Annotated in this window: 24 protein-coding genes and 2 tRNA genes; 7 read left to right on the top strand and 19 right to left on the bottom strand. The window is 71.1% G+C overall.

The features are described from left to right. Nucleotides 1-60: 60 nt before the first annotated feature. Nucleotides 61-133 (bottom strand) — tRNA-Glu (locus tag DW299_RS14430). Between the two features lie 152 nt (nucleotides 134-285). Here DW299_RS14430 and DW299_RS14425 point away from each other — a divergent pair. Beyond that, a complete protein-coding gene (locus tag DW299_RS14425; RefSeq protein WP_136036993.1) occupies nucleotides 286-924 on the top strand; it encodes an MBL fold metallo-hydrolase in 639 nt (212 codons plus the stop codon). A 68-nt stretch (nucleotides 925-992) separates the two neighbouring features. After that, nucleotides 993-1,463 (top strand): GNAT family N-acetyltransferase, encoded by a 471-nt coding sequence (locus DW299_RS14420; RefSeq protein WP_136037027.1) that lies wholly within the window; start codon nucleotides 993-995, stop codon nucleotides 1,461-1,463. On the opposite strand, the gene pepN is transcribed toward DW299_RS14420, so the two are convergent. From pepN to DW299_RS14400, 4 genes are all read right to left on the bottom strand, one after another. Next, a complete protein-coding gene (gene pepN / locus DW299_RS14415; protein ID WP_136036992.1) occupies nucleotides 1,460-3,943 on the bottom strand; it encodes an aminopeptidase N in 2,484 nt (827 codons plus the stop codon). The genes DW299_RS14420 and pepN overlap by 4 nt on opposite strands. Nucleotides 3,944-4,148: 205 nt before the next feature. Then, nucleotides 4,149-5,183, bottom strand: a complete 1,035-nt coding sequence (locus tag DW299_RS14410) for a DNA topoisomerase IB (RefSeq protein WP_136034897.1) — start codon at nucleotides 5,181-5,183, stop codon at nucleotides 4,149-4,151. A 78-nt stretch (nucleotides 5,184-5,261) separates the two neighbouring features. Beyond that, the gene (locus DW299_RS14405; RefSeq protein ID WP_136034899.1) at nucleotides 5,262-5,768 is read right to left on the bottom strand and encodes a hypothetical protein; all 507 of its coding nucleotides are present in this window, start codon (nucleotides 5,766-5,768) and stop codon (nucleotides 5,262-5,264) included. 10 nt (nucleotides 5,769-5,778) lie between these two features. Then, on the bottom strand, nucleotides 5,779-7,050 hold the full coding sequence (locus tag DW299_RS14400) for an MFS transporter (RefSeq protein ID WP_206251340.1): 1,272 nt from the start codon (nucleotides 7,048-7,050) through the stop codon (nucleotides 5,779-5,781). A gap of 85 nt (nucleotides 7,051-7,135) precedes the next feature. Between DW299_RS14400 and DW299_RS14395 the strand changes: the two genes are divergently transcribed. Together DW299_RS14395 and DW299_RS14390 are read left to right on the top strand one after the other, a co-directional pair. Next, nucleotides 7,136-7,975 (top strand): hypothetical protein, encoded by an 840-nt coding sequence (locus DW299_RS14395; protein WP_136034903.1) that lies wholly within the window; start codon nucleotides 7,136-7,138, stop codon nucleotides 7,973-7,975. A 114-nt stretch (nucleotides 7,976-8,089) separates the two neighbouring features. Continuing rightward, nucleotides 8,090-8,449 carry a hypothetical protein gene (locus DW299_RS14390; protein WP_136036990.1) on the top strand — a complete coding sequence of 120 codons (360 nt, stop codon included), beginning with the start codon at nucleotides 8,090-8,092 and terminating at the stop codon, nucleotides 8,447-8,449. A 74-nt stretch (nucleotides 8,450-8,523) separates the two neighbouring features. On the opposite strand, the gene DW299_RS14385 is transcribed toward DW299_RS14390, so the two are convergent. The 8 genes from DW299_RS14385 to DW299_RS14350 all read right to left on the bottom strand — a co-directional run bounded on the left by DW299_RS14385 (nucleotide 8,524) and on the right by DW299_RS14350 (nucleotide 16,825). Then, nucleotides 8,524-8,595, bottom strand: a tRNA-Gln gene (locus DW299_RS14385). A gap of 99 nt (nucleotides 8,596-8,694) precedes the next feature. Then, a complete protein-coding gene (gene gltX, locus DW299_RS14380; RefSeq protein WP_136036989.1) occupies nucleotides 8,695-10,200 on the bottom strand; it encodes a glutamate--tRNA ligase in 1,506 nt (501 codons plus the stop codon). Between the two features lie 47 nt (nucleotides 10,201-10,247). Continuing rightward, nucleotides 10,248-10,805: a hypothetical protein gene (locus tag DW299_RS14375; RefSeq protein WP_136034909.1), complete on the bottom strand. Its 558-nt coding sequence runs from the start codon at nucleotides 10,803-10,805 to the stop codon at nucleotides 10,248-10,250. A gap of 92 nt (nucleotides 10,806-10,897) precedes the next feature. Beyond that, nucleotides 10,898-12,157 (bottom strand): MFS transporter, encoded by a 1,260-nt coding sequence (locus DW299_RS14370; RefSeq protein ID WP_136034911.1) that lies wholly within the window; start codon nucleotides 12,155-12,157, stop codon nucleotides 10,898-10,900. Next, on the bottom strand, nucleotides 12,154-12,933 hold the full coding sequence (locus tag DW299_RS14365) for a fumarylacetoacetate hydrolase family protein (RefSeq protein WP_136034913.1): 780 nt from the start codon (nucleotides 12,931-12,933) through the stop codon (nucleotides 12,154-12,156). Before DW299_RS14365 ends, DW299_RS14370 begins: the two co-directional genes overlap by 4 nt. Before the next feature lie 68 nt (nucleotides 12,934-13,001). Further along, complete coding sequence (locus DW299_RS14360) at nucleotides 13,002-14,102, bottom strand: branched-chain amino acid aminotransferase (RefSeq protein WP_136034915.1); 1,101 nt, start codon at nucleotides 14,100-14,102, stop codon at nucleotides 13,002-13,004. A 61-nt stretch (nucleotides 14,103-14,163) separates the two neighbouring features. Next, a complete protein-coding gene (locus DW299_RS14355) occupies nucleotides 14,164-15,207 on the bottom strand; it encodes a 3-isopropylmalate dehydrogenase (protein WP_136036988.1) in 1,044 nt (347 codons plus the stop codon). Between the two features lie 82 nt (nucleotides 15,208-15,289). Continuing rightward, entirely contained in the window at nucleotides 15,290-16,825 is a 1,536-nt protein-coding gene (locus DW299_RS14350; protein ID WP_136034920.1) for an MFS transporter, read from the bottom strand. A 96-nt stretch (nucleotides 16,826-16,921) separates the two neighbouring features. Between DW299_RS14350 and DW299_RS14345 the strand changes: the two genes are divergently transcribed. Further along, nucleotides 16,922-17,464 carry a TetR/AcrR family transcriptional regulator gene (locus DW299_RS14345; RefSeq protein ID WP_136034922.1) on the top strand — a complete coding sequence of 181 codons (543 nt, stop codon included), beginning with the start codon at nucleotides 16,922-16,924 and terminating at the stop codon, nucleotides 17,462-17,464. Nucleotides 17,465-17,525: 61 nt separating this feature from the next. Here DW299_RS14345 and serA read toward each other — a convergent pair whose 3' ends face one another. From serA to DW299_RS14330, 3 genes are all read right to left on the bottom strand, one after another. Continuing rightward, nucleotides 17,526-19,130, bottom strand: coding sequence for a phosphoglycerate dehydrogenase (serA, locus tag DW299_RS14340; RefSeq protein ID WP_136034925.1), 1,605 nt, complete (start codon nucleotides 19,128-19,130; stop codon nucleotides 17,526-17,528). 148 nt (nucleotides 19,131-19,278) lie between these two features. Continuing rightward, nucleotides 19,279-19,614, bottom strand: coding sequence for a hypothetical protein (locus DW299_RS14335; protein ID WP_136034927.1), 336 nt, complete (start codon nucleotides 19,612-19,614; stop codon nucleotides 19,279-19,281). Continuing rightward, nucleotides 19,611-20,159 (bottom strand): hypothetical protein, encoded by a 549-nt coding sequence (locus DW299_RS14330; RefSeq protein WP_240745418.1) that lies wholly within the window; start codon nucleotides 20,157-20,159, stop codon nucleotides 19,611-19,613. The genes DW299_RS14335 and DW299_RS14330 overlap by 4 nt, the downstream gene beginning before the upstream one ends. 82 nt (nucleotides 20,160-20,241) lie before the next feature. On the opposite strand from DW299_RS14330, the gene DW299_RS14325 reads away from it, so the two are divergent. Next, nucleotides 20,242-21,183 (top strand): hypothetical protein, encoded by a 942-nt coding sequence (locus DW299_RS14325; protein WP_136036986.1) that lies wholly within the window; start codon nucleotides 20,242-20,244, stop codon nucleotides 21,181-21,183. A 3-nt stretch (nucleotides 21,184-21,186) separates the two neighbouring features. Here DW299_RS14325 and DW299_RS14320 read toward each other — a convergent pair whose 3' ends face one another. Then, nucleotides 21,187-21,849 (bottom strand): GntR family transcriptional regulator, encoded by a 663-nt coding sequence (locus DW299_RS14320; RefSeq protein WP_136036985.1) that lies wholly within the window; start codon nucleotides 21,847-21,849, stop codon nucleotides 21,187-21,189. Between the two features lie 74 nt (nucleotides 21,850-21,923). Between DW299_RS14320 and DW299_RS14315 the strand changes: the two genes are divergently transcribed. Next, entirely contained in the window at nucleotides 21,924-24,758 is a 2,835-nt protein-coding gene (locus DW299_RS14315) for an FAD-binding and (Fe-S)-binding domain-containing protein (protein WP_136036984.1), read from the top strand. An 83-nt stretch (nucleotides 24,759-24,841) separates the two neighbouring features. On the opposite strand, the gene DW299_RS14310 is transcribed toward DW299_RS14315, so the two are convergent. Continuing rightward, complete coding sequence (locus tag DW299_RS14310; protein WP_136036983.1) at nucleotides 24,842-26,191, bottom strand: alpha-L-fucosidase; 1,350 nt, start codon at nucleotides 26,189-26,191, stop codon at nucleotides 24,842-24,844. Beyond that, nucleotides 26,188-26,639 (bottom strand): MlrC C-terminal domain-containing protein (locus DW299_RS14305; RefSeq protein WP_205814412.1); only part of this gene is annotated, 452 nt, incomplete at its 5' end. The genes DW299_RS14310 and DW299_RS14305, both read right to left, overlap by 4 nt.

Here is a 26,639-nt window from a genome sequence, read left to right as displayed (position 1 = left end):
GCACCTGCCACAGACGACGAAAGCCCTCCGGGCAAACCGGAGGGCTTTCGTCGTGTTGTGTGACCCCAGCGGGATTCGAACCCGCGTTACCGCCGTGAGAGGGCGGCGTACTAGGCCGCTATACGATGGGGCCGTCTGGCGGAGCGTTTCCGTCCCGCGACAACCGTTCAAGTATGGCACGGCCGTTCTCTGCGCGCCAAATCGGCACCGCGTCCGCGCGACTCCCGGGCGTGGCGCGCCGTCGCGGTGATTGCCGCGACCGCCACGGAGCGGTTGACTCGTGTCATGCGCGTCTCCAAGTTCGAACATGCCGCCCTCCGTCTCGACCTCAACGGTCAGACCCTCCTGATCGATCCCGGCTCCTTCACCACGCCGCCCGACGACCTCAGCGGACTCGTGGGGGTCGTGCTGACCCACGAGCACCCCGACCACTGGACGCCGGAGCAGCTGGACCGGATCCTCCGTGCCGCGCCCGGCACCCCCGTCTACGGCCCGGAAGGGGTCGCCCGGGCGGCAGACGGCTACGACATCACGGTGGTCTCGCCCGGCGACACGATCGAGGTCGGACCGTTCACACTGCGGTTCTTCGGCGGCACCCACGCCGTGATCCACTCCTCGATCCCGACCATCGACAACGTCGGCGTGCTCGTGAACGACGAGCTCTACTACCCCGGCGACTCGTACGCAGTACCCGAGGGCGTGGACGTGCAGACCCTGGCCGCACCGCTCGGCGGCCCGTGGCTCAAGATCGGCGAGGCGATGGACTACGTGCTCGCCGTCAAGCCGCGCCGGGCGTTCGGCACGCACGACATGACGCTGTCCGTGATCGGCAGGAACATGCACCGGCAGCGGCTGCAGTGGGCGACGGAACAGAACGGCGGCGAGTTCTTCGTGCTCGACCCCGGCGACACGCTCGACCTGTGAGCACCCCACCGCGGTCGGCCCCGCGACGGCTCCTGCCCCGCCCCACGGAGCGGCTCGTGTTCCGCGAGATGATCGACGACGACCTCGACGACCTCGCCGCGCTCCTCGGCGACCCCGCGGTGATGACCTACTACCCCGCGCCGAAGACCCGCGCCGAGAGCGCCGCGTGGATCGTCCGCATGCGCGAGCGCTACGCGCAGGACGGGCACGGCCTGTGGACCCTGGAGACCCACGACGGCGCGTTCGTGGGCGACTGCGGTCTCACGTGGCAGTCGTCGAACGGGCAACCCGTGCTCGAGGTCGGCTACCACGTGCGCGCGGAGCTCCAGGGGCGCGGCTACGCCACGGAGGCCGCACGCGCCTGCGTCGAGCTCGTCGGGCGCGAGCTCGCGCCGACGCTGCTGACCGCGATCATCCACCCCGACAACACCGCGTCCCGCCGGGTCGCCGAGAAGCTCGGCATGCGCCACATCGACGACGACCGTGCGCACCCGTGGATCGTGCGCACGGTCATGGGGATGACCGTCGAGCCGATCTAGGCCTGGCCGCCGCGGACCCGGAGATCCCGCGCCAGGTGGTCCCGCTGCTCCACCACGAGGCGACGCAGCGCCGCCGGAGCGTCCGCGTTCGCGTCGAGCCACGCGTCGACGGGGTCGAGCGCGTCACCGGCCGGGAACAGCCCGATCACCAGGCGCTGCGCCAGCTCGATGCTCCGCTCGCTCCACGCGTCGCGGATGCGGGAGAAGTACTCCGCGTCGAAATCGGAGATCAGGTCGCGACGGCCGCCCGCGCGGAACCCGGCGATCTCGGCGTCCAGGTGGTCGTTCGTCAGCGAGCGGTCATCCCAGGCAGCCGCCCAGGCCGCGGCGCGCACGGGCGCCTCCGGGCGCGACGCGCGGGCACGGCGGGCGGCCGTGCGTCCGTCGCCGGTGTCGTCCCGCTCCTCCTCCGCCGCGATGTCGGCACCGTCGGCGTGTCCGGTGGTGACGAGCGCGGTCAGCAGCTGCCACCGCAGGTCGGGATCGATCACGAGACCGTCCGGACCCCGGCCGTCGAGCATGTCGCGCAGGTCGGCGTGGTGCACATCGTCGAACGCCGAGGCCGTCGCCAGCGCGCGCGCCCACGACAGCTGCGCGTCACTTCCCGCCTCCGCGGCCTGCAGCGCCGACCAGGCGGCCTCCGTCCAGGCGCGCTGCTCCTCGACCCGGCGTTCGTCGGCCACGAAGTGGCGCACGGTGAACGCGGCGTTCTGGATCGCCGCCCCCAACAGTCCGCCGTTCGGCTCGGCCGGGGCGTGAGCACGGGCGATGCGCAGGAAGCGTCCCGCATCGAGCTCACCGTCGCGGGTCGCGTTCCACAGCGACGACCACACGAGCGCCCGCGCCAGGGGGTCCTCGATGGCTGAGAGCGACTCCTCCGCGGTCGCCAGCGAGCGGTCGTCCATCCTCGCCTTCGCGTAGGTGAGGTCGTCGTCGTTCAGGAGCACGAGGTCCGCTTCGGGGACGTCGAGCTCGACCCGCTCGCCGGGAAGGTCGAGCTCCCGCTGCTCGCGGCGGACGATCCGACCGTCGACCCGGTCGTAGAAGCCGATGCGGAGCCGATGCGGACGGGTCCCGCTCTGCACGAGGGTGCGGCGGCCGTCGTCGTCCGCCTCGATCCACAGCGTCGAGACCCCGGTGGTCTGCAACCACGCCGCCGCCCAGTCGCTCATGTCGCGCCCGGACGCCTCGCTCAGCACCACGAGGAAATCGTCGAGCGTGGTGTTGCCGAAGGCGTTCGCCGCGAAGTAGCGTCGCGCGCCCTCGAAGAACGCCTCGTCGCCGACGTAGGCGACCAGCTGCTTCAGCACCGAGGCGCCCTTGGCGTACGTGATGCCGTCGAAGTTGAGCTTCGCCGCCTCGAGATCGGGGATGTCGGCCACGATCGGGTGCGTCGTCGGCAGCTGATCCTGCTGATAGGCCCACGACTTGCGCCGCATCGCGAACGTGACCCAGGCGTCGTGGAAGCGCGTCGCCACCGCGGACGCGTGCGAGCCCATGTAGTCGGCGAACGACTCCTTGAGCCACAGGTCGTCCCACCAGGTCATGGTCACGAGGTCGCCGAACCACATGTGAGCCATCTCGTGCAGGATCGTGTTGGCCCTGGCCGCCCGCTGTGCGTCGGTGGCGGCACCGCGCGAGAGGTAGGACTCGGTGAAGGTCACCAGCCCGGGGTTCTCCATCGCGCCGAGGTTGTACTCGGGTACGAAGAGCTGGTCGTACTTGCCCCAGGGGTACGGATAGGCGAAGGCCTCGGTGAAGAAGTCGAGCCCCTGCCGCGTGACCTCCAGGATCTCGTCCGACTCGAGGTGCTCGGCCAGCGAGCGTCGCACGAACAGTCCGAGGGCGATGCGCTGCTCGTCGCGCGTCCACTCCCCGTCCACGCGGGTGTACGGTCCCGCGGCCACCGCGGTGATGTAGCTGGAGATCGGCAGCGTAGGGGTGAACTCCACGCGCTGCACGCCCACGCCGAGGTCCACATGGGCGGGCGACTGGTTGGACAGCACTTCCCACCCCGACGGCGCATCGACCACGAAGGTGTACTCGGCCTTGAGGTCGGGCTGCTCGAAGCACGCCATCACGCGGCGGGCGTCCGCCGGCTCGTACTGCGTGTACAGGTAGGTGCGGTCGTCGGCGGGGTCGTGGAAGCGGTGCAGCCCCTCCCCCGAGCGGCTGTAAGCGCCGACCGCCTCGACCCGCACCACGTTGGACGGTGCCAGACCGGTGATCGCGATCCGTGCTCCGTCGTAGTCGACCTCGCGCTCCTCGCCGTTCACCTCGACGCGGCGCACCTCCTCGCCGATGAAGTCGAGCCAGGTCGCGTCGGTCGTCGCGTCGAACTCCAGCGTGGTCGCGGTGGGGAATCCGGTGCGGGCCCGCTCCGGCGCTCCGGTCAGGTCGAGCTCGACGCGGATGCGGTGGAGGGTGACGGCCGCGGATCGCGCGGCGGTCTCCTCGCGGGTCAGGTTGGCGGTGTCCATCCTTCCATCCTGGCATCCTGGAGCCGTTCGCACGGCCTCGGCGAGGTTCAGACCTGGACGAGCCGTGCCCCCGGTTCCGCGGAGAGCCCCCGGGACGCGGCCTGCCGGGCCGACGCGACGGCCTCGTCGCCGCGCGACCGGGTCCCGGCCGCGGTACGCGGCGTCAAGACGCGCGCGCAGTGCTGGCCGGTGGTCGCGGCCGTGCTCACGCGGCTCGTGCCGCTGCTGATCGCCGCCCTCTGCTCGTCCCTCGCCGGTTGATCTTGCGGGAGGTCTCGGGACCGCCGAGGAGGCGACGGATCGCGGTCTCCGGGGTCACGTCGAGATCGAGGGTGCGTCCGCGCGCGTACTGCCGGAACACGCGCGGGTCGATGTAGCTGTTGCGGGCGACGGCGGTCGTGTTCCCGAGCGCGGTCGCGGCGGCCTGCACGGCCAGCCGCTCGGCCTGCGCGCGCTGACCCTTGCGGTCGAGGGCCCCGATGCGGGCGAGGGCGTCGGCGGCGATGATCGTGCCGTGCAGCGTGCGGAAGTCCTTCGCCGTGAAGCTCGCCCCCAACACGTCCTTGAGGTACGCGTTCACCTCCGCGGGCGTGATCTTCACACGCCTCCTCCCCTTGCGGTACGCGAGCAGGAACGCATTCGAGGCTCCCGCCGCGAAGTCCGTGAGCGCCTCCGCGAGGGCCTCGTCGGTGATCTCGATCGAGGCGGTGCGACCGCTCTTGGCGGGGAACGACAGTGCGACGTCGCGGCCGCTGAGGCGCACGTCGCGGCGCCTCAGCGTGGTCAGTCCACGGCTGCCGTGACGCGCGAGGTACCGCTCGGATCCGATGCGCAGGGCCGCGTCGTCGAGCAGTCGGAACGCGATCGCGAGGGCCCTGTCCTTGGTCTGCCCCTCTTCGCGCAGCGCCCTGGTCACCTGCGCCCTCGCGCTCGGGAGCGCGGAGGCCAGATCGAGGGCGCGCACGAACTTCCGGCGGTCGCGGGAGACGCGCCACAGCGGGTGGTAGAGGTACTGCTTGCGGTCGGCCTGGTCGATGCCGACGGCCTGGATATGCGCGAGCGGGTCGGCCGCGATCCACACGTCGCGCCACGCGGGCGGGATGACCAGGTCGTTGATGCGCTCCCGGTCGGCCTCGGGCGCCGGTGCGCCGGTCGGGTCGACGTAGCGGAACCCGGAACCCGACCGCTGTCGACGGAACCCCGGGTCGACGCCCGGCACCACCCTGATCAGCCGCGCCATCCCTGCTCCTCCCGCCGTCGTCGTTCCGGTCCCCTGAAGCCTGCCTCGGGTGCGACCGGACGAAAAGGGAGTGGCGCGTCACCCGGCCGAGGTGCTATCCGCTTGCGGATCCTTCGCGAAGACGGATCGCATGTGGTCGCTGGTGAGGAAGTCGGCGATGCCGATCATGATGAGGCTGAACACGATCTGCTCGGTCACCATCCACACCGGGTACAGCCCGGGGATGGCGGCCATGACGAGCGTGATGACCGGGAAGATCTGCGCGAAGAGGCGCAGGCGCTGGTAGGCCCAGCGCCAACCACGACGGGCCCGCCAGGCGAAGTAGAACAGGGTCGCCGTCATCGCCAGCACGATGAGCGTGCGCATCCACACGGCGAACGGCACCCTCTCGCCGTCGACGGCGAGGATCAGCGCGACGACGACGGCGCCGACCCCGAGCACCAGTTCCGCGACCAGCAGCCAGAGGATCCAGGTGAAGGCGCGCACGGTCTTCGGATGCGTGCGTCCGGCCTCGCTGATCGCGACGCCGGCCTGCCGCCCGCCGGCGATCCGATCGAGGCGGAGGAAGAGCGATTCGAGTGCCATGCTCCGGAGCCTAGACCGCGGCCTCGCCCGCGACCTCCTCCGTTCGATGGAGGGGGACGCCGTTCGCCTCCGAAGGCACCACGCGCTCGAGCACGAGAGCCAGAACGCCCACCGCCAGACTTCCGGCCACCATCACGCCGATGAACCAGCCCTGTGCACCCGCGCCGAGCAGCAGACCGGCCACCAACGGCCCGGTGATCGCTCCACCCTGGAACGCCGCCGAGTTGATCGCGTTGTAGCGGCCCCGGGTGCGGTCGGTGGCGAGGTCGTTGTAGATCGCGGGCACCGTCGGCTGCAGCATCGTCTCCCCGAATGCGAACACCCCCATGAACGCGATCACCCCGATCGCGGCCGCGAGCGAGTCGGGCAGCAGCCCCGCAGCTCCGAGCGCGACCCAGGACAGGGCCCAGATGAGCGCCATCACCTGCATCACCCGCGTGCGACGCTTGCCGGAGATCAGCCGGAGCACCGCGAACTGCAGCAGCACGATCACCGCGGTGTTCACGGCGAAGGAGATGCCGACCACCTGTGTCGACACCTCTGCCACCTGTCGCGCGAACGCCGGGAAGCCGGCCTCCAGCTGTCCGTAGCCGATGAAGACGGAGAGGAAGGTGAGCAGCGTCAGCCACAGCACCGCGGGCCGGCGCACGATCTCGCGGTAGCCACCCGCCGTCTCGTCGGCCGGGTCGTGGTCGGGCTGCGTGCGCACACGTCGCAGCGGCCCGAGGAGCAGCGCGAGCGGGATGAGACTGGTCGCCGCGTCGATGAGGAAGATCGTGGTGAAGGTCGCGGGATCGTCGACGTTCACGAAGAACCCGCCGACGATGCCGCCGACGCCGATGCCCAGGTTCACGAGCGCGAAGTTCACGCCGAAGTACTGCTGGCGGAGCTCACCCTCGACCACCGAGGCGATCAGGGCGTTGAACCCCGGCCAGGAGACGCCGAAGTTCACGCCGATCAGCACCACGGCCACGGTGGCCACGGCAGGGTGCGTCGCGTACGCCAGGAGCGTGCACCCCGCGATCATCGCCAGCAGTCCCGTGATCAGCACGCGGCGGGCACCGAAGCGGTCGATGAGCGTGCCTCCCGGACCGGTCACGACGAGCCCGGTGATGGCGATCAGGCTCATCAGCGCGCCCGAGAGCCCCAGGTCGAACCCGCGGACCTCGTGCAGGTAGATGATCGTGAACGGCAACGTCATGCCCCGCCCGAGCGTCTGGATGGCGACGGTGGACAGCAGCCAGCGCCCCTCGGTGGGCAGCGCTTTCCAGAAGGAGCTCATTCCAATCACCTCGGTAGTGTTCCAGGGTCTTCCGACATCGGCCGCGCGGCCTGCCGATCCGGCGCCGAACCGATATTCTGCGACCATGCCGCTGTCATACGAGGAGTTCCGATCGTCCCTGCTGAGCGACGAGGGGCTGCAGGCCCTCGGCCTCCCGCTGACCGCCGCCGAGGCCCAGCGGGTGCAGGCCGACGACCAGGCGAGCCGCAGCTGGTACGACTACTGGCTCACCGTCAGCGGCCAGGCCACGCCGCCCGCCGCGACCGTCGCCGCGACGATGCCCCTGGGCGGCCACGACCTCCCCACGTCCGCGCCGACCGCGTACCCCGCGGCGTACGGCGCGACCACCGAGGCGTACGCGACCGGCGCCGCTCCGTTCGCCACCCCGCCGCTCGACCCGAACGCCCCGCCCGCCGACGGCACCGGCCGCAAGAGTCGTGCGGGGCTCTGGATCGCGCTGTCGATCGTCGGCGCCCTGCTGCTCATCGCCGCGATTGTCACGGTCTACGCCGTGGTCACGGCGCGCCACTGGACCAAGGTCGACGTGCCGGAGAAGCCCGAGACCTTCCACAGCGAGGAGTACGAGACCGGCGCCTACCTCGTCGCCGACGACGGGGTGAGCCCGTGCTACGTCGACCAGGACTGGACCGACTGCATCGCCGCGATGGAGGCCCAGTACGCGGGGGCGTGCGCCGGCGTGGAGCTGGTGCCGACCGCGGCCGACCTGTGCGCACAGCACCGCGCCGAGATCGACCGGATGATCGCGGAGGATGTCGACGGCACGTACGTCGCCTCCCTGGGCGACTTCGGACACCTCACCCGCACGCCGGAGACCGCGACCCGCCAGGTATCCAACGACGACTACGAGCCCGCCGTGACCCACGAGGCCGTCTGCTACCTCGGCTTCCTCGGGGAGTGCGAGTAGCAGCGACCCCGGTCCACGCGCGCTGACGTCCTCATATGTGGACACCCCGACAGATCTGACGCACCCTCACTCCGTCGGGAGCGGCCCATGCTCCCGGGTCGCTGAGGAGCACTGATGCACGCCTCATATCGCGAAACCCGCCGCGTCGCGGCTTCCGTCCTCGCCGGAGCGCAGCTCTACTTCGCGGTCTGGAACGCGGCGAACCACCACGGCGTCGCCGCCGTGCTGACCACCGGGGCACCACTGATCGCCGCGGCGCTGCTCCTGGCCGCCGTCTTCGTCAGGAAGCGCGGCCCCCTCGACATCCTCGCCTTTTTGGTGTCCGCACTTGCCGCCGCGGTGTGCTGGGGCGCCTCGACGGTCACGCCCGACATCCTGACCTATCTCCCCGCCGTCGCCGCATCGATCGCGTTCGCCACCATCGCCCTGGTGCTCCGCGCGGAGCGGACGGGCCCGGCGGCGAACACCCCGTAGCGTGCCCGCCCTCGCCCGAGAACGACAGAAGCCCGGAGCCGCATTCCTGCGGATTTCCGGGCTTCTGTGAAGTGCTGGGGTACCTGGACTCGAACCAAGAACAACTGAACCAGAATCAGCCGTGTTGCCAATTACACCATACCCCAAGGGCGAAACCGGAGCCTCGCACCGAGAGTCAAGCTTACCCGAGCGGCGACCGATCGCCAAAACCACCGGCGTGTGCCGCCGCTCGGGCGCGTCGCGGCTCAGTCGACGAGGAACGCCGCCAGGGCGCGCAGTCGCCGCAGCGACTCGTCCTTGCCGAGCAGCTCCATCGACTCGAACAGCGGCGGCGACACCCGGCGCCCCGTGATGGCGACGCGCGGCGGGCCGTAGGCCACGCGGGGCTTGAGCCCGAGGGTGTCCACGAGCGCCGCCGACAGCGCCTCCTGGACGTTCTCCGGGGTGAAGTCCTGCACGGGCTCGAGCGCGGCGACACAGGCCTCCAGCACCTCCGCGGCGTTCGCAGGCAGGCCCTTGAGCGCGTCGGCGTCGTACGACACCTCGTCGCGGAACAGGAAGCCGAGCATGCCCGGCACCTCACCGAGCAGCTGCACCCGCTCCTGCACGAGCGGCGCGGCGCGGAACGCCAGCACGAGCTGCTCGTGGGTCGGCTCGTCGAACAGCCCAGCGGCGGCGAGGTACGGCACAGAGCGCTCGGCGAAGTCCTTCACGTCGAGCATGCGGATGTGGTCGCCATTGATCGACTCCGCCTTCTTCTGGTCGAAGCGGGCCGGATTCGGGTTCACGTTCTCGATGTCGAACGCGGCGATGAACTCGTCGAGCGAGAACACGTCACGGTCGGGGCCGATCGACCAGCCCAGCAGCGCCAGGTAGTTCAGCAGCCCCTCGTGGATGAAGCCGCGCTCCCGGTGCAGGAAGAGGTCGGCCTGGGGGTCGCGCTTGGAGAGCTTCTTCGTGCCCGTCTCCCCCAGCACCAGCGGCATGTGCGCGAAGCGTGGGACGAACGTCGTCACCCCGGCGTCGATCAGCGCGGCATAGAGCGACAGCTGACGGGCGGTGGAGGGCATGAGGTCCTCGCCGCGCAGCACGTGGGTGATGCCCATCAGCGCATCGTCGACCGGGTTCACGAAGGTGTACAGCGGCACGCCGTTCGGACGCACGACCACGAAGTCGGGGAACGATCCGGCCGGGAAGGTGACCTCGCCGCGGATGAGGTCGACGTACGTGAGGTCCTCGTCCGGCACCCGCAGGCGCAGGGCCGGCTGGCGACCCTCCGCGCGGAACGCCGCCTTCTGCTCATCCGTGAGGTCGCGGTCCAAGTTGTCGTAGCCGAGCTGCTTCGCCCGACCGTTGGCCTCGTTGCGGGCGTCGATCTCCTCCGCCGTCGAGTAGCTCTCGTAGAGCGCGCCCGTCGCGAGCAGCTTGTCGATCACTCCGCGATAGATGTCGTGCCGCTCGGACTGGCGGTACGGTGCGTGGGGACCGCCCACCTCGACGCCCTCGTCCCAGTCGATCTCAAGCCAGGTGAGCGCGTCGACCAGCTGACGGAAGCTCTCCTCGCTGTCCCGCGCGGCGTCGGTGTCCTCGATGCGGAACACCATCTTCCCGCCGTTGTGGCGCGCGTACGCCCAGTTGTACAGAGCCGTGCGGACCATGCCGACGTGCGGCAGCCCCGTCGGAGAGGGGCAGAAGCGGACGCGGATGTCGGCGCCGCTGGCGGTCGTGGTGAGGGGGTGAGGAGTAGCCATAGCCTTTCGATTCTACGGGTGCGCGGGGCTCAGCCCGCGGCGCTCGCTCAGCCTCCCGGGCAGTCGCAGTCGCCTCCGCTGTGGCACTGGCAGATCGGTGGCGGGTAGTCCGCCGCCGTCACCGACTCCCGAACGTCGAGCTCGGTGAAGGGGACGACCTCGTCGTACCTGTCCGCGTCCGGGATGTCTCCGCACACGCCGTCCTCCGCACGGATCTCGGCGGCGGCCTGCGGGAAGACGAAGTCGACGCACGTCGCGGCGCTCGACTGCTGATACCAGTGCCCGCCGCCGGTCGTCGCACCGCCGCCCACGACGAGAGTGAGGGTCACGGCGTCCTCGGCGTCGTCGAGGGCCACCAGGGTGTACAGACCGGATCCGTCTTCGGCACCCTCACGCGCGTCGTGGACGAAGCCGAGTCCGGCGACGGCCGCTTCCGGGTCGCTGACGATCTGGTCGCGGTACTCCCACAACGAGTCCTGCGCGTCTTCCACGGACTCGGCGAGGCTGTCCCTCACCAGCGTCCCGATGCTCGGTGCACACCCGGTGAGCGCGCCGACGATGACGACGAGCGCAGCTGCGGCGACTCGTCCGGCCTGGGAGGACATGGCTCGACCGTAGCGCAGTACACACCGCCTCCGCGTGAGCTCAGCGGATGGCGCTCAGGGCGATCGCCGTGTGACGGCTCCCCCGCCGTCGGTCACCGCGCAGTGGTCCGCGCGAGCGGCGAGAGCACCACGATCGCGAGGACGAGCACGGAGGCGGCGATGCCGAGGCCCGCGTACTGGAAGTTCGACAGCACGATGCCCGCGAGCACGGAACCGGCGGCGGCCGAGAGGCTCATGAGCGAGTCGCTGCGACCCTGGCGGCGCGTGCGCAGCTCGGGTGCCGAGGCTTCGGTCAGCAGGGCGGCGCCCGCCACGGTCGCCGCGCTCCAGCCCAGGCCGAGCAGGATGAGCGCGACCATCACACCCCACGCCTCTGTTCCCGTGAACACCGCGAACGCCAGCGCGCCGCCCAGGAGCACCTGCCCCAGCAGCACCACGCGCAGCCGCCCCCACCGGTCGGCCAGCACACCGAACACGGGCGACAGCGCGTACATGCCCCCCACGTGCAGCGCGATCGTGATCCCCACCAGGGCCGAGACGTCGGCCGGGGTCGCCGCAGCGCCGTGTGCCCCGTGCGCCATGTGCGACAGGTGCACCGGGGTCATCGCCATGACCGACGCCATCACCACGTGGGAACCGGCGATGGCGAAGATGGCGTAGCGCGCGACCCGCGGACGGTCGACCGCCGTCGTCCCGGTGGCGGCGGCCGCCTGCGTCGCGAGGCGCTGCGCCGCGAGGAGCGGATCCGGGCGCAGCGCCACGAGGTACAGCACGAGCGCGGCACACTGCGCCACGAACGAGAACACGTACGACCCGGTCTGCGGCGGCATCCCGATCGCGTGGCCGACGACCTCGCCGGGGCCGAGCAGCAGCGGTCCCGCGACGCCGCCGATCGTCGTCGACCACACCACGATCGACAGATCGCGGCCGCGGTGCTGCGGGGCCGCGAGGTCGGTCGCGGCGAACCGCGACTGCAGATTGCCCGCGTTGCCCGCACCGATCAACAGGATGCCGACGAGGAGCAACGGGAACACCTGGACCGAGGCCGCGAGGATCACCACGGCGATGCCGACCAGGGCGAAGAGGTTGCCGAGCGTGAGCGCGCGGCGTCGACCGAGCCGTGCCGCCAGCCGAGCGAGCGGGATCGCGCACAGTGCCGCGCCGAGCGTGACGGAGGCGGTCGCCAGCCCGGAGAGCGCGTCGCTGCCGGAGATGTCGGCCGCGAGCAGGGCACCGAGCGAGACGGTCGCCCCGAACGCGATGCCCCCGAGGACCTGCCCGAGCGACAGCACGAGGACGGTGCGCCGCTGCACCGCCGTCTGCTGCGCCGCCGTCAGGGCGCCGGAGGTCATGTCGCGGGAACGGCGTCGCGCGCGGTGTTGCGGAGGATGCCGAGGCCGGAGATCTCCACCTCCACGACGTCGCCCGCCGTGAACGTGCCGACACCCGCCGGGGTCCCCGTCATGATCACGTCACCGGGGAGAAGGGTGAACACGGCCGAGGCGTACGCGATGATGTCCGCCACCGAGTGGATCATGTCGGTGAGCGGCGCGTGCTGCCGCACCTCGCCGTTGACCCTGGTCTCGATGGTCGCCGTCGACGCGTCGAAGTCGGTCTCGATCACGGGGCCGAGCGGGCAGAAGGTGTCGAAGCCCTTCGCCCGGGACCACTGTCCGTCCTTGCGCTGCAGATCGCGCGCGGTGACGTCGTTGCCGATCGTGTAGCCGAGCACGTAGTCGAGGGCGTTCTCCGCCGTGACGTTCTTGGCGATCTTGCCGATCACGACCACCAGCTCACCCTCGTACTCGGTGCGCTCGGACAGGGCGGTGGGACGCACGATCGCGTCGTCCGGGCCGATGACGGCCGTGTTCGGCTTGAGGAACAGCAGCGGCTCCTCGGGCGCGACCCCACCCATCTCGGCGGCGTGGTCGTGGTAGTTCTTGCCGACGCACACGACCTTGGAGCGCGGGATCACGGGGGCGAGGAGCTTCGCCTCGGCGAGCGGCACCCGGTCGCCGGTGGTCTCGTACCCGGCGAACATCGGGTCCCCGGCCAGCACCACGAGCTCGCGCTCGTCGATGATCCCGTACATGATGGCGTCGTCGTGGCTGAACCGGGCGATCTTCATGCGTCCAGCCTAGCGACGACGAAGACCCCGGACCGGGCGAGCCGGCGCGGGGTCTTCGGAGGTGGGGATCAGGCGTCGAGGCGCACGAGCCAGCCGTGCTTGTCCTCGCGGCGGCCGTACTGGATGTCGGTCAGCTCCTCGCGCAGCGACAGGGCCAGCTCGCCGAGCGGCTGCGGCTCGTCGAAGCCGTCGCCGACCAGCGCACCGATCGGGGTGACGACGGCGGCCGTGCCGCATGCGAAGACCTCGACGATGTCGCCCGAGGCGACGCCCTGACGCCACTCGTCGATCGAGATCGGTCGCTTCTCGACCGTGTAGCCGCGGTCTTCCGCGAGCTGCAGCAGCGAGTCGCGCGTGATGCCCTCGAGGATGCTGTCGGACTCCGGGGTGACGACGCGGCCGTCCTTGAAGACGAACACGACGTTCATGCCGCCGAGCTCTTCGACGTCGCGCTTCTCGTTGAGGAACACGACCTGGTCGCAGCCCTTGGCGGCGGCCTCGGCCTGCGGGAGGAGGCTCGAGGCGTAGTTGCCGCCGGTCTTCGCCTTCCCGGTGCCGCCCTTGCCCGCGCGAGCGTAGTCCTCCGAGAGCCAGATGCGCACCGGCTTCACCCCGCCGCTGAAGTACGCGCCGGCGGGGCTCGCGATCACGTAGTACGCGACCTTCTGCGCCGCCCGCACCCCGAGGAACGCCTCCTTGGCGAACATGAACGGCCGCAGGTACAGGCTCTGGTCGGCGCCCGACGGCACCCACCGACCGTCAACGGTGATCAGCTCGCGCAGCGACTGGATGAAGTACTCGGTGGGCAGCTCCGGAAGCGCCAGGCGGCGCGCGCTCGCCTGCAGGCGGGCGGCGTTGCGGTCGGGACGGAAGGTGTGGATGGACCCGTCGGCGTGACGGTAGGCCTTGATGCCCTCGAAGATCTCCTGCGCATAGTGCAGAACCGAGGCGGCGGGGTCGAGCGGGATCGGGCCGTAGGGCTGCACGCGCGGACGGTGCCAGCCGCCCTTGGCCGACCAGCAGATGTCGACCATGTGGTCGGTGAAGACGACCCCGAACCCGGGGTTCTCCAGCACCTCGGCGAGCCGCGTCGGGCTCGCGGCGTTCAGGTTCTTCGTCACGGCGAACTCCAGGGGAGCCACGCTCGTCTCGGCGTCGATCGTCGTCATGTCGTCATCCAATCCTCGTGGGTGGGCGCATCCTCGCGCCCTGTCAGCCTACGCCCGCCGCTCAGAGGCGGGCAGTGATCGCGGAGCCGATCTCCGCGGTGGTGCGGGCACCGCTGCGCGCGGCGATGTCCGCCTCGACCGCGGCGCTCACACGCGCCGACTCGGCCGCGAAGCCGAGGTGGTCGAGCAGCAGCGCGATCGAGAGGATCGCGGCGGTCGGGTCGGCCTTCTGCTGACCCGCGATGTCCGGAGCCGAGCCGTGCACGGGCTCGAACATCGACGGGAAGGCGCCGTCGGGGTTGATGTTCCCCGAGGCTGCGAGGCCGATGCCGCCCGTGACGGCGCCGGCGAGGTCGGTGAGGATGTCACCGAAGAGATTGTCCGTCACGATCACGTCGAAACGCGAGGGGTCCGTGACCAGGAAGATGGTGGCGGCATCGACGTGCAGGTAGTCGACGGTCACATCGGGGTGTTCGGCCGCGACCTCGTTCACGATGCGCTGCCAGATCGCCCCGGCGTGCACGAGCACGTTGGTCTTGTGCACGAGGGTGAGCTTCCGGCGCCGACGCTCGGCAAGGTCGAACGCGTAGCGCACGACGCGCTCCACACCGAAGGCGGTGTTGACCGAGGTCTCGTTGGCGACCTCCTGCGGCGTGCCGACGCGGATCGCGCCGCCGTTGCCGACGTAGGGCCCCTCGGTCCCCTCGCGCACCACGACGAAGTCGACCTCCCCCGGGTCGGCGAGCGGACCAGGGGCACCCGGGAAGAGCTTCGACGGGCGGAGGTTCACGTAGTGGTCGAGCGTGAAGCGGAGCTTCAGCAGCAGGCCGCGCTCGATGTTCGCGTTCTTCAGGCGCGGGTCGCCCGGCGTGCCTCCGACCGCGCCGAGCAGGATCGCGTCGTGCGCCGAGATCGCCGCCAGGTCGTCATCGGTGAGCGTGTCGCCGGTCTCGAGGAACCGGCCGGCTCCGAGAGAGAAGCGGGTCTTGTCGAACGTCACGTCGCTGTGGGCGGTGACGGCGTCGAGCACCTTCTCCGCCTCCGCGATGACCTCGGGACCGATGCCGTCACCGGGGATGACAGCCAGCTTCACGACACGCGACATGAGACTCCTTGCGCACTGCACGGGGGTGGACCGGCCGCGGCGCGACCGCGGGTCGTACGGGCCGGTCCCCCCAGCGTAGTGGTCAGTGCGTGGGTGCCTTGCGCAGTGTGACGGCGGCGATCACCGCGGCGACGACCACGAGCCCGGCGCCGATCAGCGAGGTCACCGTCACCCCGGAGCCGAACGCGTCGGCGGCGGCCTGCCACAGCGCGTCTCCGAGCTGCGACGGGAGCTGCTGCGCCGCGGTGTACGCGCCGGCCAGCGTCTCCTGCGCCGCGTGCGCGACGTCGGCGGGCAGCCCCTCCGGAAGCACGAGCGCTCCGCGGTAGAACGCCGTGATGAGGCCACCCAGGATGGCGGTCCCGAGCACGGCGCCGAGCTCGTACGCGGTCTCGGACACGGCGCTGGCCGCGCCGGCCTTCGCGGCCGGAGCGCTGGAGAGGATGAGCTCGTTCGAGATCGTCTCCGCGGCACCGATGCCGATGCCGAGCACCGCGAACGCGAGGATCAGCGGCACGACACCGTGGTCGTGCGTCGTCATCGCCACGATCAGGTAGCCGACCACGGAGAAGACCAGCGCCGCGGGGATCAGCACGTGCGGCGGCACGCGACGCGAGATCGGCACGACCGTGAGGCCGGCCACGATCATCGCCGCCATGCCGGGCACGAGTGCGAGCCCGGCCATCATCGGCGAGAGCCCGAGCACGAGCTGCACGTGCTGCGACACGAAGTAGAGAAAGCCCACCAGGGCGACCACGCTGAGCAGGTTCACCAGGATAGCCCCGGAGAAGGAGCCCCTTCGGAACAGCGCCATGTCGAGCATCGGGACGTCGGAGCGGAGCTGACGCCGCACGAACAGCGCGCCCATCAGAAGGCCCAGCACGGCCCATCCCCCCGCGTACAGCGAGGGCCCGTCCACCGCGAACGACTTGATCGCGTAGACGACCGGGATCATCGCGGCCATCGACAGGGCGATGCTCAGCGGGTCGATGCGACCGGGGTGCGGGTCACGGCTCTCGGGCACCAGCAGCGGTGCGCCGATCAGCAGCGGGATCAGCACCGGTACAGCGAGGAGGAACACCGAGCCCCACGCGAAGTGCTCGAGCAGGAACCCGCCGACGATCGGCCCCAGGGCCGCACCGGCGGAGAACGCGGACGCCCAGACCGCGATCGCCATGCGCCGCTGATCGCGGTTCTGGAAGATCGAGCGCAGGAGCGACAGCGTGGAGGGCATGAGCATCGCGCCGAAGAAGCCGAGCAGGGCGCGGGCGGCGATGAGGAGACCGGCCGTCGGAGCGAACGCGGCGAGGGCCGAGACCACGGCGAACCCCGTGGCTCCGATGAGCAGCAGCTTCCTCCGCCCGAACCGATCACCGAGCGTGCCCATGGTCACCAGCAGTCCGGCCAGCACGAGCGGGTACACGTCGATGATCCACAGCTGCTCGGCACCGGTGGGTGCGAGCGAGATCGAGATCTCGGGCAGGGCGAAGCTCAGCACCGTGTTGTCGACCGACACCAGCAGCACGGGGAGCATGAGGACGACGAGCGCCGCCCACCCTCTGGCGCCGACGCGCGGGGCTTCCGTCTCTGTCGTCGGGATCGACGCAGTACGGCTCATGGAACACCTCTCAGACTCTCGGCGGCTCCGTTAGTGAACCGTCCGGCTGGTATAGTAACAGAGACCGGCCTCCCGTTTCCGAACAGAGGATGAACGATGCCCCGACCTCCCCTCGCCCGCGAGAAGGTTCTCGACGCCTTCGAGGCGATCCTCATCGACGAGGGCGAGCGCGCGGCCACGCTCGACGCGACAGCCAAGGCCGCGGGCGTCTCCAAAGGCGGGCTGCTGTACCACTTCCACTCCAAGGACGACCTCGAGGCCGGCCTCGTGGAGCGGCTCGACCACCTCACCACCCTCGACCTGGAGCGCATGAACGCGGCGGAGGAGGGCCCGGTCGCCTACTACGTCCGCACATCGGTCATGGAGGACGACGCCCTCGACCGCGCACTGATCGCCACGACCCGCCTCGCCCAGGGTGGCTCGGCCCGTGCGGCCGACATGCTCCGCGAGACCCGGCGCCGCTGGGCCGACACCATCCGCCCGCACGTGCGCGACACCGCCAGCCTCGACCTGGTGATGCTGGTCAGCGACGGGCTCTACTTCAACAACTCGCTCGACGTGCACGGACCCGAGCGGCTCGTCCCCCGCAGCGATGAGCTCGCCGACCTGATCGCCCTGGTCCTGCGCGCGACCGCCTGACTCGCGAACCGAAGAGGGGCGGGAGCGTCACGCTCCCGCCCCTCCTCCGTGGTGCTGCGGCTCAGACCTCGGTGATCTCGATCTGCCGGAACAGGTCGGCGTCGATCGCGTCGCGCACGTCGTCGAGCAGTTCCTCCGACACGGGCGAGTCCAGCGTCAGCACGCTGAGCGCCTGGTCGCCGGCCGCGCGGCGCGCGATCTGCATGCCCGCGATGTTGATGCCCGCCTCACCGAACTTCTGGCCGTACACGGCCACGATGCCCGGACGGTCGGTGTAGAGCATGACGACGTGGTGCTTCTCGATCGGCAGCTCCAGCGCGTGGTCGTTGATGCCGACGAGCTTCTCCGCCTGCTTCGGACCGGTCAGCGTGCCGGACACCGAGAGCTGCGATCCGTCGGACAGGGCGCCCGTCAGGGTGATGACGTTGCGGTACTCCTCGCTCACGTCGTCCTTGAGCAGGCGGACCGCGATCCCCCGCTGCTCGGCGAGGAGCGGAGCGTTCACATACGACACGGTCTCGCTGACGATGTTCGTGAACACGCCCTTGAGCGCCGCGAGCTTGAGCACGCTGACGTCGTAGTCGTTGAGCTCGCCGTGCACCTCGACGTCGAGGCTCGTGAGCGGCGAGGTCGCGAGGGCCGCGAAGATCTGGCCCAGCTTCTCCACGAGCGAGATCCCCGGACGCACATACGGGTCGATCACGCCGCCGGCCACGTTGACCGCGTCGGGCACCAGGTCGCCGCCCAGCGCGAGTCGCACCGAGCGGGCGACCGAGACACCGGCCTTCTCCTGCGCCTCCTCCGTGCTCGCACCGAGGTGCGGCGTGACGACCACGTTCGGCAGGTCGAGCAGCGGACGGGCACTGCCGCCCTCCGCCGGCGGCTCAGACGTGAAGACGTCGAGACCGGCACCGGCGATCTCGCCAGCGACGAGCGCCTCGTGCAGCGCCTCCTCGTCGATCAGCCCGCCGCGCGCGACGTTGACGACGAAGGCGGTCGGCTTCATCGCCGCGAACTGCTCCGCGCCGATCATGCCCGTGGTCTCCGGAGTCTTGGGCATGTGGATCGTCAGGAAGTCGGACTCCGCCACCAGCTCGTCGAGCGACAGGAGCTGCACGCCGAGCTGCTGGGCGCGGGCGGACGTGACGTAGGGGTCGTACGCGACGACGCGCATGTCGAACGCCGCGAGGCGGGCGGCGACGAGCGCGCCGATACGTCCGAGCCCCACGATGCCGACCGTCTTCTCGAAGAGCTCGGCGCCCGTGAACGAGCTGCGCTTCCACTGCCCGGCGGCGAGCGAGGCGTGCGCGGCCGGGATGCGCCGAGCGAGGCTGAGGATGTGACCGACCGTGAGCTCGGCGGCCGAGACGATGTTCGACGTCGGAGCGTTCACGACCATGACGCCCGCCGTGGTCGCGGCCTTGATGTCGACGTTGTCGAGGCCCACGCCCGCACGCGCGACGACCTTCAGCTTCGGCGCGTGCGCCAGCGCCTCCTCGTCGATGCGGGTCGCCGAGCGGATGAGCACGGCGTCGGCCTCGGCCAGCGCGGCGAACAGGGCCTCGCGGTCGGTGCCGTCGACGTGGCGGACGTCGAAGTCGGGGCCGAGCGCCTCGATCGTGGCGGGAGAGAGTACTTCGGCGATGAGCACGACGGGCTTCGGCACAGTGGATCCTTCGGGGCAGCGCGACAGGCGGGAGGGGCCGATGCGCCGCACACCGTCGGGGGCGCGATCGCGACAACTCTACCCGAGCCGCCATGCCGCTCCGTGCCGTGTGACGCCGCGCGGTCCGGCTCGACCGGTGGCGTCCGGGTCAGGCGCTGGGGAGCGTGAGGCTGAGCGCGAGCAGACTCATCCAGAAGACGGCGACGATGCCCAGCCCCGCGAGGAACACGAGGGCGAGCTCGCCCACGCGACGGCGACGCCCGATCGCGGAGGCGAAGCCGAACACGATCAGGGGGAAGACGACACCGAACAGCAGCACGGCCCAGCCCGCACCCGTCAGACCGGTCTGCGCCATCGTGATCAGATGCGCGACCGCGTTCCACACCGCGTAGGCGTAGAACAGCCCGGCGAGGACGATGACGGTGCCGGCGAGCCAGCGCGGCGATCCGGACGACACCGCCGATGCGTTCTCCGACGAGCTCATGATCCGACCACCCCCACCGTCACGAACGGCCACGGCACCAGGAGCACGACCCCGGCGAGCAGCAGGGCGACCCGCACCCACGCGGCCCTCCCCCGCGTGAGAACCCACGTCGCGAGGAACCACAGCGCGGGCGCCGCGATCGCGAGCACGAACCAGGGCAGGAACATCGCGTCGGCGACCAGGAACGAGGCGAGCGGTTGCAGCCGCAGCCCACCGACGACCCAGCCGACCGAATAGAGGAGATACACCCCGCCGACCACCCCGACGAGCAGGAGCATCGCATTGCTGAGTCCCGCCGGCGCCTCGTCGTCGTCGGCGGCGACGGACGCCGCGGGCGCCGACGGCGGTGCCGCCTCGGTGGGCGGTGGAGACGCGGGGGGTCGCGTCGTGGGCGCGACCGCGGCGCTCTCCGTGGTCGTGGCGTCGTGAAGAGGCGGCTCGACGGGCGGGGCCGCGTTCTCACGTCGCCGCGGGCGACCGGTGCGATGCGACGCCGTGTCGTCGTCGCCCTCCCAGCTCAGGGCGTCGTCGGAGTCGGAGGTCATGCCTCCAGCGTAGGACACCCCGTCCACTAGGATCTTGCGTGCCCTGGCCGGTGCGGTCGGGCCTTCGGGGGAAGGGATCAACGTGGCCGAGAGCGACGACAGGACCGCCGGCAGGGACAGGAACACCGCCGCGAGCACGGAGCCACCGGCGGGGTGGACGCCGAGCGCCGCGGCGAAGACGACGGCGATGCGCTTCCGCTGGATCGCGGGCGCGCTGTGGGCCCTCGCGATCATCGGCGAGGGCGTCGGGATCTTCTGGCTGCTCCGCCAGCGCGTCTACGTCGGCGAGGACGGCACGCTCGTGCGCGACCCCGACACGGGTCTGCTCGAGGAGCAGGGCGTCACGGCACAGTTCCCGCAGTGGGCGTTCATCGCCCTGCTCGTGCTGCTCGTCGTGATCGCGGCCCTGTCGATCACGGGCTCCGTGCTCTGGAAGAAGGCGAACCGGCTCGATCCCGCGCGGAAGGCGGACAAGACCCGCTTCTTCGTGCAGAACCAGCTCGGCGCGATCATCGCGATCGTCGCCTTCCTCCCGCTCGTGATCCTGATCTTCCTGAACAAGGACATGGACAAGGGGCAGAAGACGACGGCCGGCATCGTCGGCGTCGTCCTGGCCGCACTGGCCGTGTTCGTCGGCGTGGACTTCGCCCCGCCGTCGGTCGAGCAGTACACGGCCGACCAGTCGACCGTGATCCAGCTGCTCGGCAAGGACGAGGTGGTCTGGGTCGACGGCGGCAAGGTCTATCACGTGTGCGACGAGGTGCCGGCGATCCAGACGGGCAGTGAGATCCGCACCGGCACGACGGCGCAGGCGATCGAGGCGGGCAAGATCCGCCTCACCCTGCAGTTCGCCTCGGAGCTGCGCACGTGCGGCCTCGCGGTGCCGGAGAACGCGGACGAGATCACGGAGGCGCTGCGCGCGATCCAGGACGGCGCAGTGGACACGCCGCTGCCCGCGCCGGTGTGGGCGGACCCGGCGGACGCGCCCATCCAGATCGAGGACGCCCCGGCGAACGTGGGCTGACGCTCAGTCGCGCCCGAGCGCCTCGACCAGTCGCTCCTCCGCGGACGTGAGGTGCGCCCGCAGCAGCTCGGCCGCTTCGTCCTCCGCACCCGCGGCGACGGCATCGAGCATCTCCCGATGCTGTGCGGCGATCTCCTCCGCGTTCAGCAGGCGCCGCCCCTGCACCTGCGCCATGCACAACCGGACCTCGTCGAGCACGCTCCGATACATCCGCCCGGTCCGCTCGCTGTGCAGCGCATCGATCAGCGCCGTATGGAAGCGCAGATCGGGGTCCACGGTCGCCGGGTCGGGCCCCGGTCCCATCGCGAGCAGCTCCGCATTCGCCTCGACCGCGGCGGCGGGCACTCTGCGCGCCCGTGCCAGCTCCCGAAGCGCGGCGCTCTCCAGGCGGGTGCGCGTGCGGTAGACGTCGCGCACCGTCGCCTGGTCGATACCCACCACGCGTGCGGTGCGATGTGCCGTGCGCACGAGCAGGCCGCTCGCGACCAGCTGTTCGATCGCCGCCTTCGCGCTGGGCCTGGCCACACCGAAGGACTGCGACACCGCGGCCTCGGTGAGCGGCTCGCCCGATCGGATCTCACCGCCGAGGATGCGCGCGCGCAGCTGGGCGGTCACCGCATCGACCACGCCGACGACGCCGAGGCCGCGGTCCGTGAGGGTGGTCATGGCCGTCAGCCTAGCGAAGCATCCGGTCGTCGGTACACTTGTCAGACAATCTTGACCCGGAGCAGAGGAGCACCGTGCCGACCACCATCGCCGAACCGCTGGACCACGAGCTGCTCGGGCCGGACACCGAGGTGCATGCCCGGTCGATCGACCGGTTCGCCCGCGCCCACGACGCCTCCCACTATCTGCTCGTCCCCGATGCCGTGCTCTCCCCCGCCGATGCGGCCGGCGTGGCCCGCGCGTTCGGCGCCGTGCGCGCCGCCGGACGCACCCTCACCTTCCGCTCCGGTGGCACGAGTCTCTCCGGACAGGGGGTGAGCGGCGACATCCTCGTCGACACCCGCAGCCACTTCCGCGACATCCGGGTGGAGGACGACGGCGCCGCCGTCCGCGTCGGGCCCGGCGCCACCGTGCGTCAGGTCAACACACGGCTCGCCCGGTACCGCCGCAAGCTCGGACCCGACCCGGCGAGCGAGATCGCGTGCACGATCGGCGGCGTCGTGGCGAACAACTCCAGCGGCATGGCCTGCGGCATCACCGAGAACTCGTACCAGACGATCACGTCGATGACGCTCGTGCTGCCCAGCGGAACCATCCTCGACACGGGTCGCCCCGACGCGAACGAGGTGCTCCGCGCCGCCGAGCCGGCGATCGCCGACGGCCTGCTCGCCCTGCGCGCGCGGTTGCTCGCCTCCCCCCAGCACGTGGCCTTCCTCCGACAGCAGTTCTCCATGAAGAACACCATGGGCTACGGCCTCAACGCCCTGCTCGACTTCGACGATCCCGTCCGCATCCTGGAGCACCTCGTGATCGGCTCGGAGGGCACGCTCGCCTTCGTCGCCGAGGCGCGCTTCCGCACGATCGAGGTACGCCCCGCGATCGCGACCGGGCTGCTCGTGTTCGAGACGCTGTCGGCCGCCATGTCCGCACTGCCCGACCTCACCCGTCTCGGTCTCGCCACGATCGAGCTCCTGGATGCGGCGTCGCTGCGCGTGGCCCAGGGGCTGAGCGATGTCCCGGCGGCGATCGCGGAGATCGACGTGCGGGGGCACGCCGCCCTGCTGGTGGAGGTGCACGCGGCCGACACCGACGCCCTGGCACTCGCGAGCGCTGCCGCCCAGTCGCACTTCGATGCCCTCCCCCTCACCGTGCCGCCACGGCTCACGACCGACGCCGCCGAGCGGGCCGCGCTGTGGCACGTTCGCAAGGGCCTCTACACCGCCGTCGCCGGTGCCCGCCCCTCCGGCACGACCGCGCTGCTGGAGGACATCGTGGTACCGGTGCCCCGGCTGCTGGCCACGTGCGAGCGCCTGATCGAGCTGTTCGCGGAGCACGGTTACGAGGGCTCCGTCATCTTCGGTCACGCGAAGGACGGCAACGTGCACTTCCTGCTCAACGAGCGCTTCGACGACCCCGACAGCGTGGCCCGCTACCGCCACTTCACCGACGACCTCGTCGAGCTCGTCCTCTCCCAGCAGGGGTCGCTCAAGGCCGAGCACGGCACGGGTCGCATCATGGCGCCGTTCGTCCGGCGGCAGTACGGCGACGAGCTCACCGACCTGATGTGGGAGCTCAAGCGACTCATCGATCCGGACGGCATCCTCAACCCCGGCGTGGTGCTCTCCGACGACCCCGACTCCTACCTGCACGACCTCAAGCGCGTTCCCACGGTCGAGAGCGAGGTGGACCGCTGCGTGGAGTGCGGGTACTGCGAGCCCACGTGCCCCAGCAAGAGCATCACCCTCACCCCGCGGCAGCGCATCGTGCTGCGCCGCGACATGGCGTGGGCCGAGGTGCAGGGCGACACCGAGCTGCTGCGCGACCTGCGCGCCGACTACGACTACGACGGCGTGCAGACCTGCGCCGTCGACGGCATGTGCGGGGTCGCGTGTCCGGTCGACATCAACACGGGCGACCTCGTGCGGCGGCTGCGGGCCGAGCAGTCGAACGCGGTCGAGGGCGCCGTCTGGGGCACCGCCGCGAAGCACTGGAGCACCGTCACCCGCGCGGGCGGCGTGGCCCTCACGGTCGCGGACGCCCTCCCCGCCCCGCTCGTCCGCGGCGTGACGCAGCTCGGACGCGCCGTGCTCGGCGCCGACACCGTGCCGCTGTACGACGGCGGACTCCCCCGCGGCGGCTCGAAGCCCGATCGACCGGTGTCACCGCCCGACGCGCAGGCCGTGTTCTTCGGCGCGTGCATCGGCACGATGTTCGGCGCGGAGGACGGCGGCCACGGATCCCGTGATGCCCTGCGCCACCTGCTCGACCGCGCGGGGATCGCGGTGGTGATCCCGGAGGAGAACGGCGGGCTCTGCTGCGGCACCCCGTGGAAGTCGAAGGGACACCTCGACGGGTACCGGCTGATGTCCGACCGGGTGCTGGCGTCGCTGTGGGAGGCCAGCCGTCACGGCGAGCTCCCCGTGGTGTGCGACGCCGCGTCGTGCACCGAGGGGCTCGACGTGATGCTCGCCCAGTCCGTCGCGAAGGATCCGCGGTACGCGGGACTGCGCATCGAGGACGCCACGACCTTCGTCGCCCGCGAGGTGCTGCCGCGGTTGAGCGTGCCGGCGAAGCTCCCCTCCATCGCGGTGCACCCCACCTGCTCGACCACGGCGCTCGGGGCGACCGGGGCCCTGACGGAGATCGCTGCCGCCGTGGCCGACGACGTGTTCGTGCCCGAGGGCTGGGGCTGCTGCGCGTTCGCGGGCGACCGCGGCATGCTGCACCCCGAGCTCACCGCGAGTGCGACTGCGCAGGAGTCGGCCGAGGTCGCGGCCGCTGACGGGGAGCGCGGGGGCTTCGACGCGTTCGTGTCCGCCAACCGCACGTGTGAGATCGGCATGACCCGCGCCACCGGGCGCCCCTACCGGCACGTGATCGAGGTGCTGGAGGAGCTCACGCGACCCTGAGCCGCGCGGGGCGATGGAGGCGGACGAGGGCTCCGGTGCGCGACACCGGAGCCCTCGTCGTTCGCATCGTGCGGGGTGGCTGCTCAGACGCCCCGGGCGGACAGCACCGCGACCGGAGCGGGCCGCAGCCCCGGCGGGATGGTGGCGACAGCGCCGGAGCCGTCTCGCGACACCTCCGCCTCCGAGCCGTCGCTCCAGCGCAGCGTGGCGTGGTCGAGCTCCGCGGGGAGCTCGATGCGGCCGGCCGCGGGGTCGAGCGCGTGGACGTGCACGGCACCGGCCGAGGTCGTGTAGCGGCGCGGAGCCCCGGCCTGCTCCCCCATCCGGATCCATGGCCGCGTGCCGTAGACGGCGTCGCCGTTCGCGTCGAGCCACGACCCGAGCTCGCGCATGGCCCGGCGCTGCAGCTCGGGGATCGAGCCGTCTGCCGCGGGGCCGACGTTGATGAGCAGATTGCCGTTCTTGGCCACGACGTCGACCAGCAGGCGGATCAGGGCCGCGCCGGACAGGGAGTGGCGCTCGTCCTCGTCCTGGTTGAAGCCGAACGAGTAGCCGAGTCCGCGCGTGGACTCCCACGGCTCGGGGATGATCTCCGGGATGTCCGTGTACTCGCGCGTGAGGAAGCCGTGGTACGGCACACCCCAGCGGTCGTTCACGACGCCCTCGGGCACCGCATCGAAGTAGCGGCGCAGCAGCGCGGCGACCGCGTACTCCTGGTCGCCCTTGCCGCCGTCCGCCCACTCGATGTCGTTCCACAGCACATCCGGCGCGAAGCGCTCGACGAGCTCCTCCAGCTGGGCGGCCGAGTATCGCGCGAAGTGCTCGTCGTTGCGGCGGAACCGGAACAGGTCGGTGTCGGACTCGATCGCCGGGAAGTCGCTGACGTGCCAGTCGAGCGCCCCGGAGTAGTACACGCCGAACTTCGCGCCCGCGCGACGCGTGGCGTCGTGGAACTCGGCGATCAGGTCGCGCCGGGGCCCACGCGCGACGGCGTTGAAGCCGGTCGTCGCGGTGTCCCACAGACAGAAGCCCTCGTGGTGCTTGGTGGTGGGCACGATGTACCTCGCGCCCGCGCCCACCAGCTCTCCGACGAACGCATCGGCGTCGAACGCGGCGGCGTCCCAGCGGTCGGCGAGGTCCTCGTAGGAGGTGCCCGGGCCGTACAGGCGCTGGTGCCGCTCCCACGTGGGGCTCCCCGCGATGCGCACGGTGTTGCCGTACCACTCCGCGTACTGGTGCCACGCGTAGGCGTCCTCCGTGGGGATGTTGACGCCCTCGCCGTGCTGCACCGCCCACGCCGGCACCGAGTACAGGCCCCAGTGCACGAAGAAGCCGAGCTTCGCGTCGCGGTACCACTCCGGCACACCGTTCGCGGGGTACACCGGTGCCGCGGAGCCGAGGTCGGGCCCGGTGCGCTTCTCGAAGTTCATCATGCGGGGGTCTCCTCTGCGGGGGTGGAGTCGACGGGCGTCTCGGCGTCGCCGCGGCGGACGACCATCGCGGTCAGGTCGGGCGTGCCGGTGGTGTCGAAGGGGTAGACGCCAGGGCGCAGACGGTGGTGGCCGAGGCGCAGCAGGTCCTGGTCGACGCCGCCGGGCGTGAGCGCGAGCGTCCAGTCGGCGGCGAGCTCGTACAGCTCAGGCTCCAGGTAGCCGATCTTCACCACGACGATGTCGGCCTCGGTGGGCTCGAGACCCAGCATGCGGAAGTCCGAGAGGTGGTGGAAGGGCTTGCGGCGCTCGGTCACGATGGCGTGCAGGCCGCCGACCGCGATCACGGCCTGGGTGCCCGCGTCGGGGTCGCCGTGCGTGATCGAGAAGACGGTGCCGCGGATCGTGACGGGCCCGTGCGGGCCCGCGTCGACGCGGGCCCGCACGGGCC

It is taken from the genome of Microbacterium sp. K35 (assembly GCF_004794375.1).
Lineage (GTDB): Bacteria > Actinomycetota > Actinomycetes > Actinomycetales > Microbacteriaceae > Microbacterium > Microbacterium sufflavum.
The sequence above is the reverse complement of the archived record's forward strand: the minus strand, read 5'-3'. Positions and strand labels throughout refer to the sequence as shown.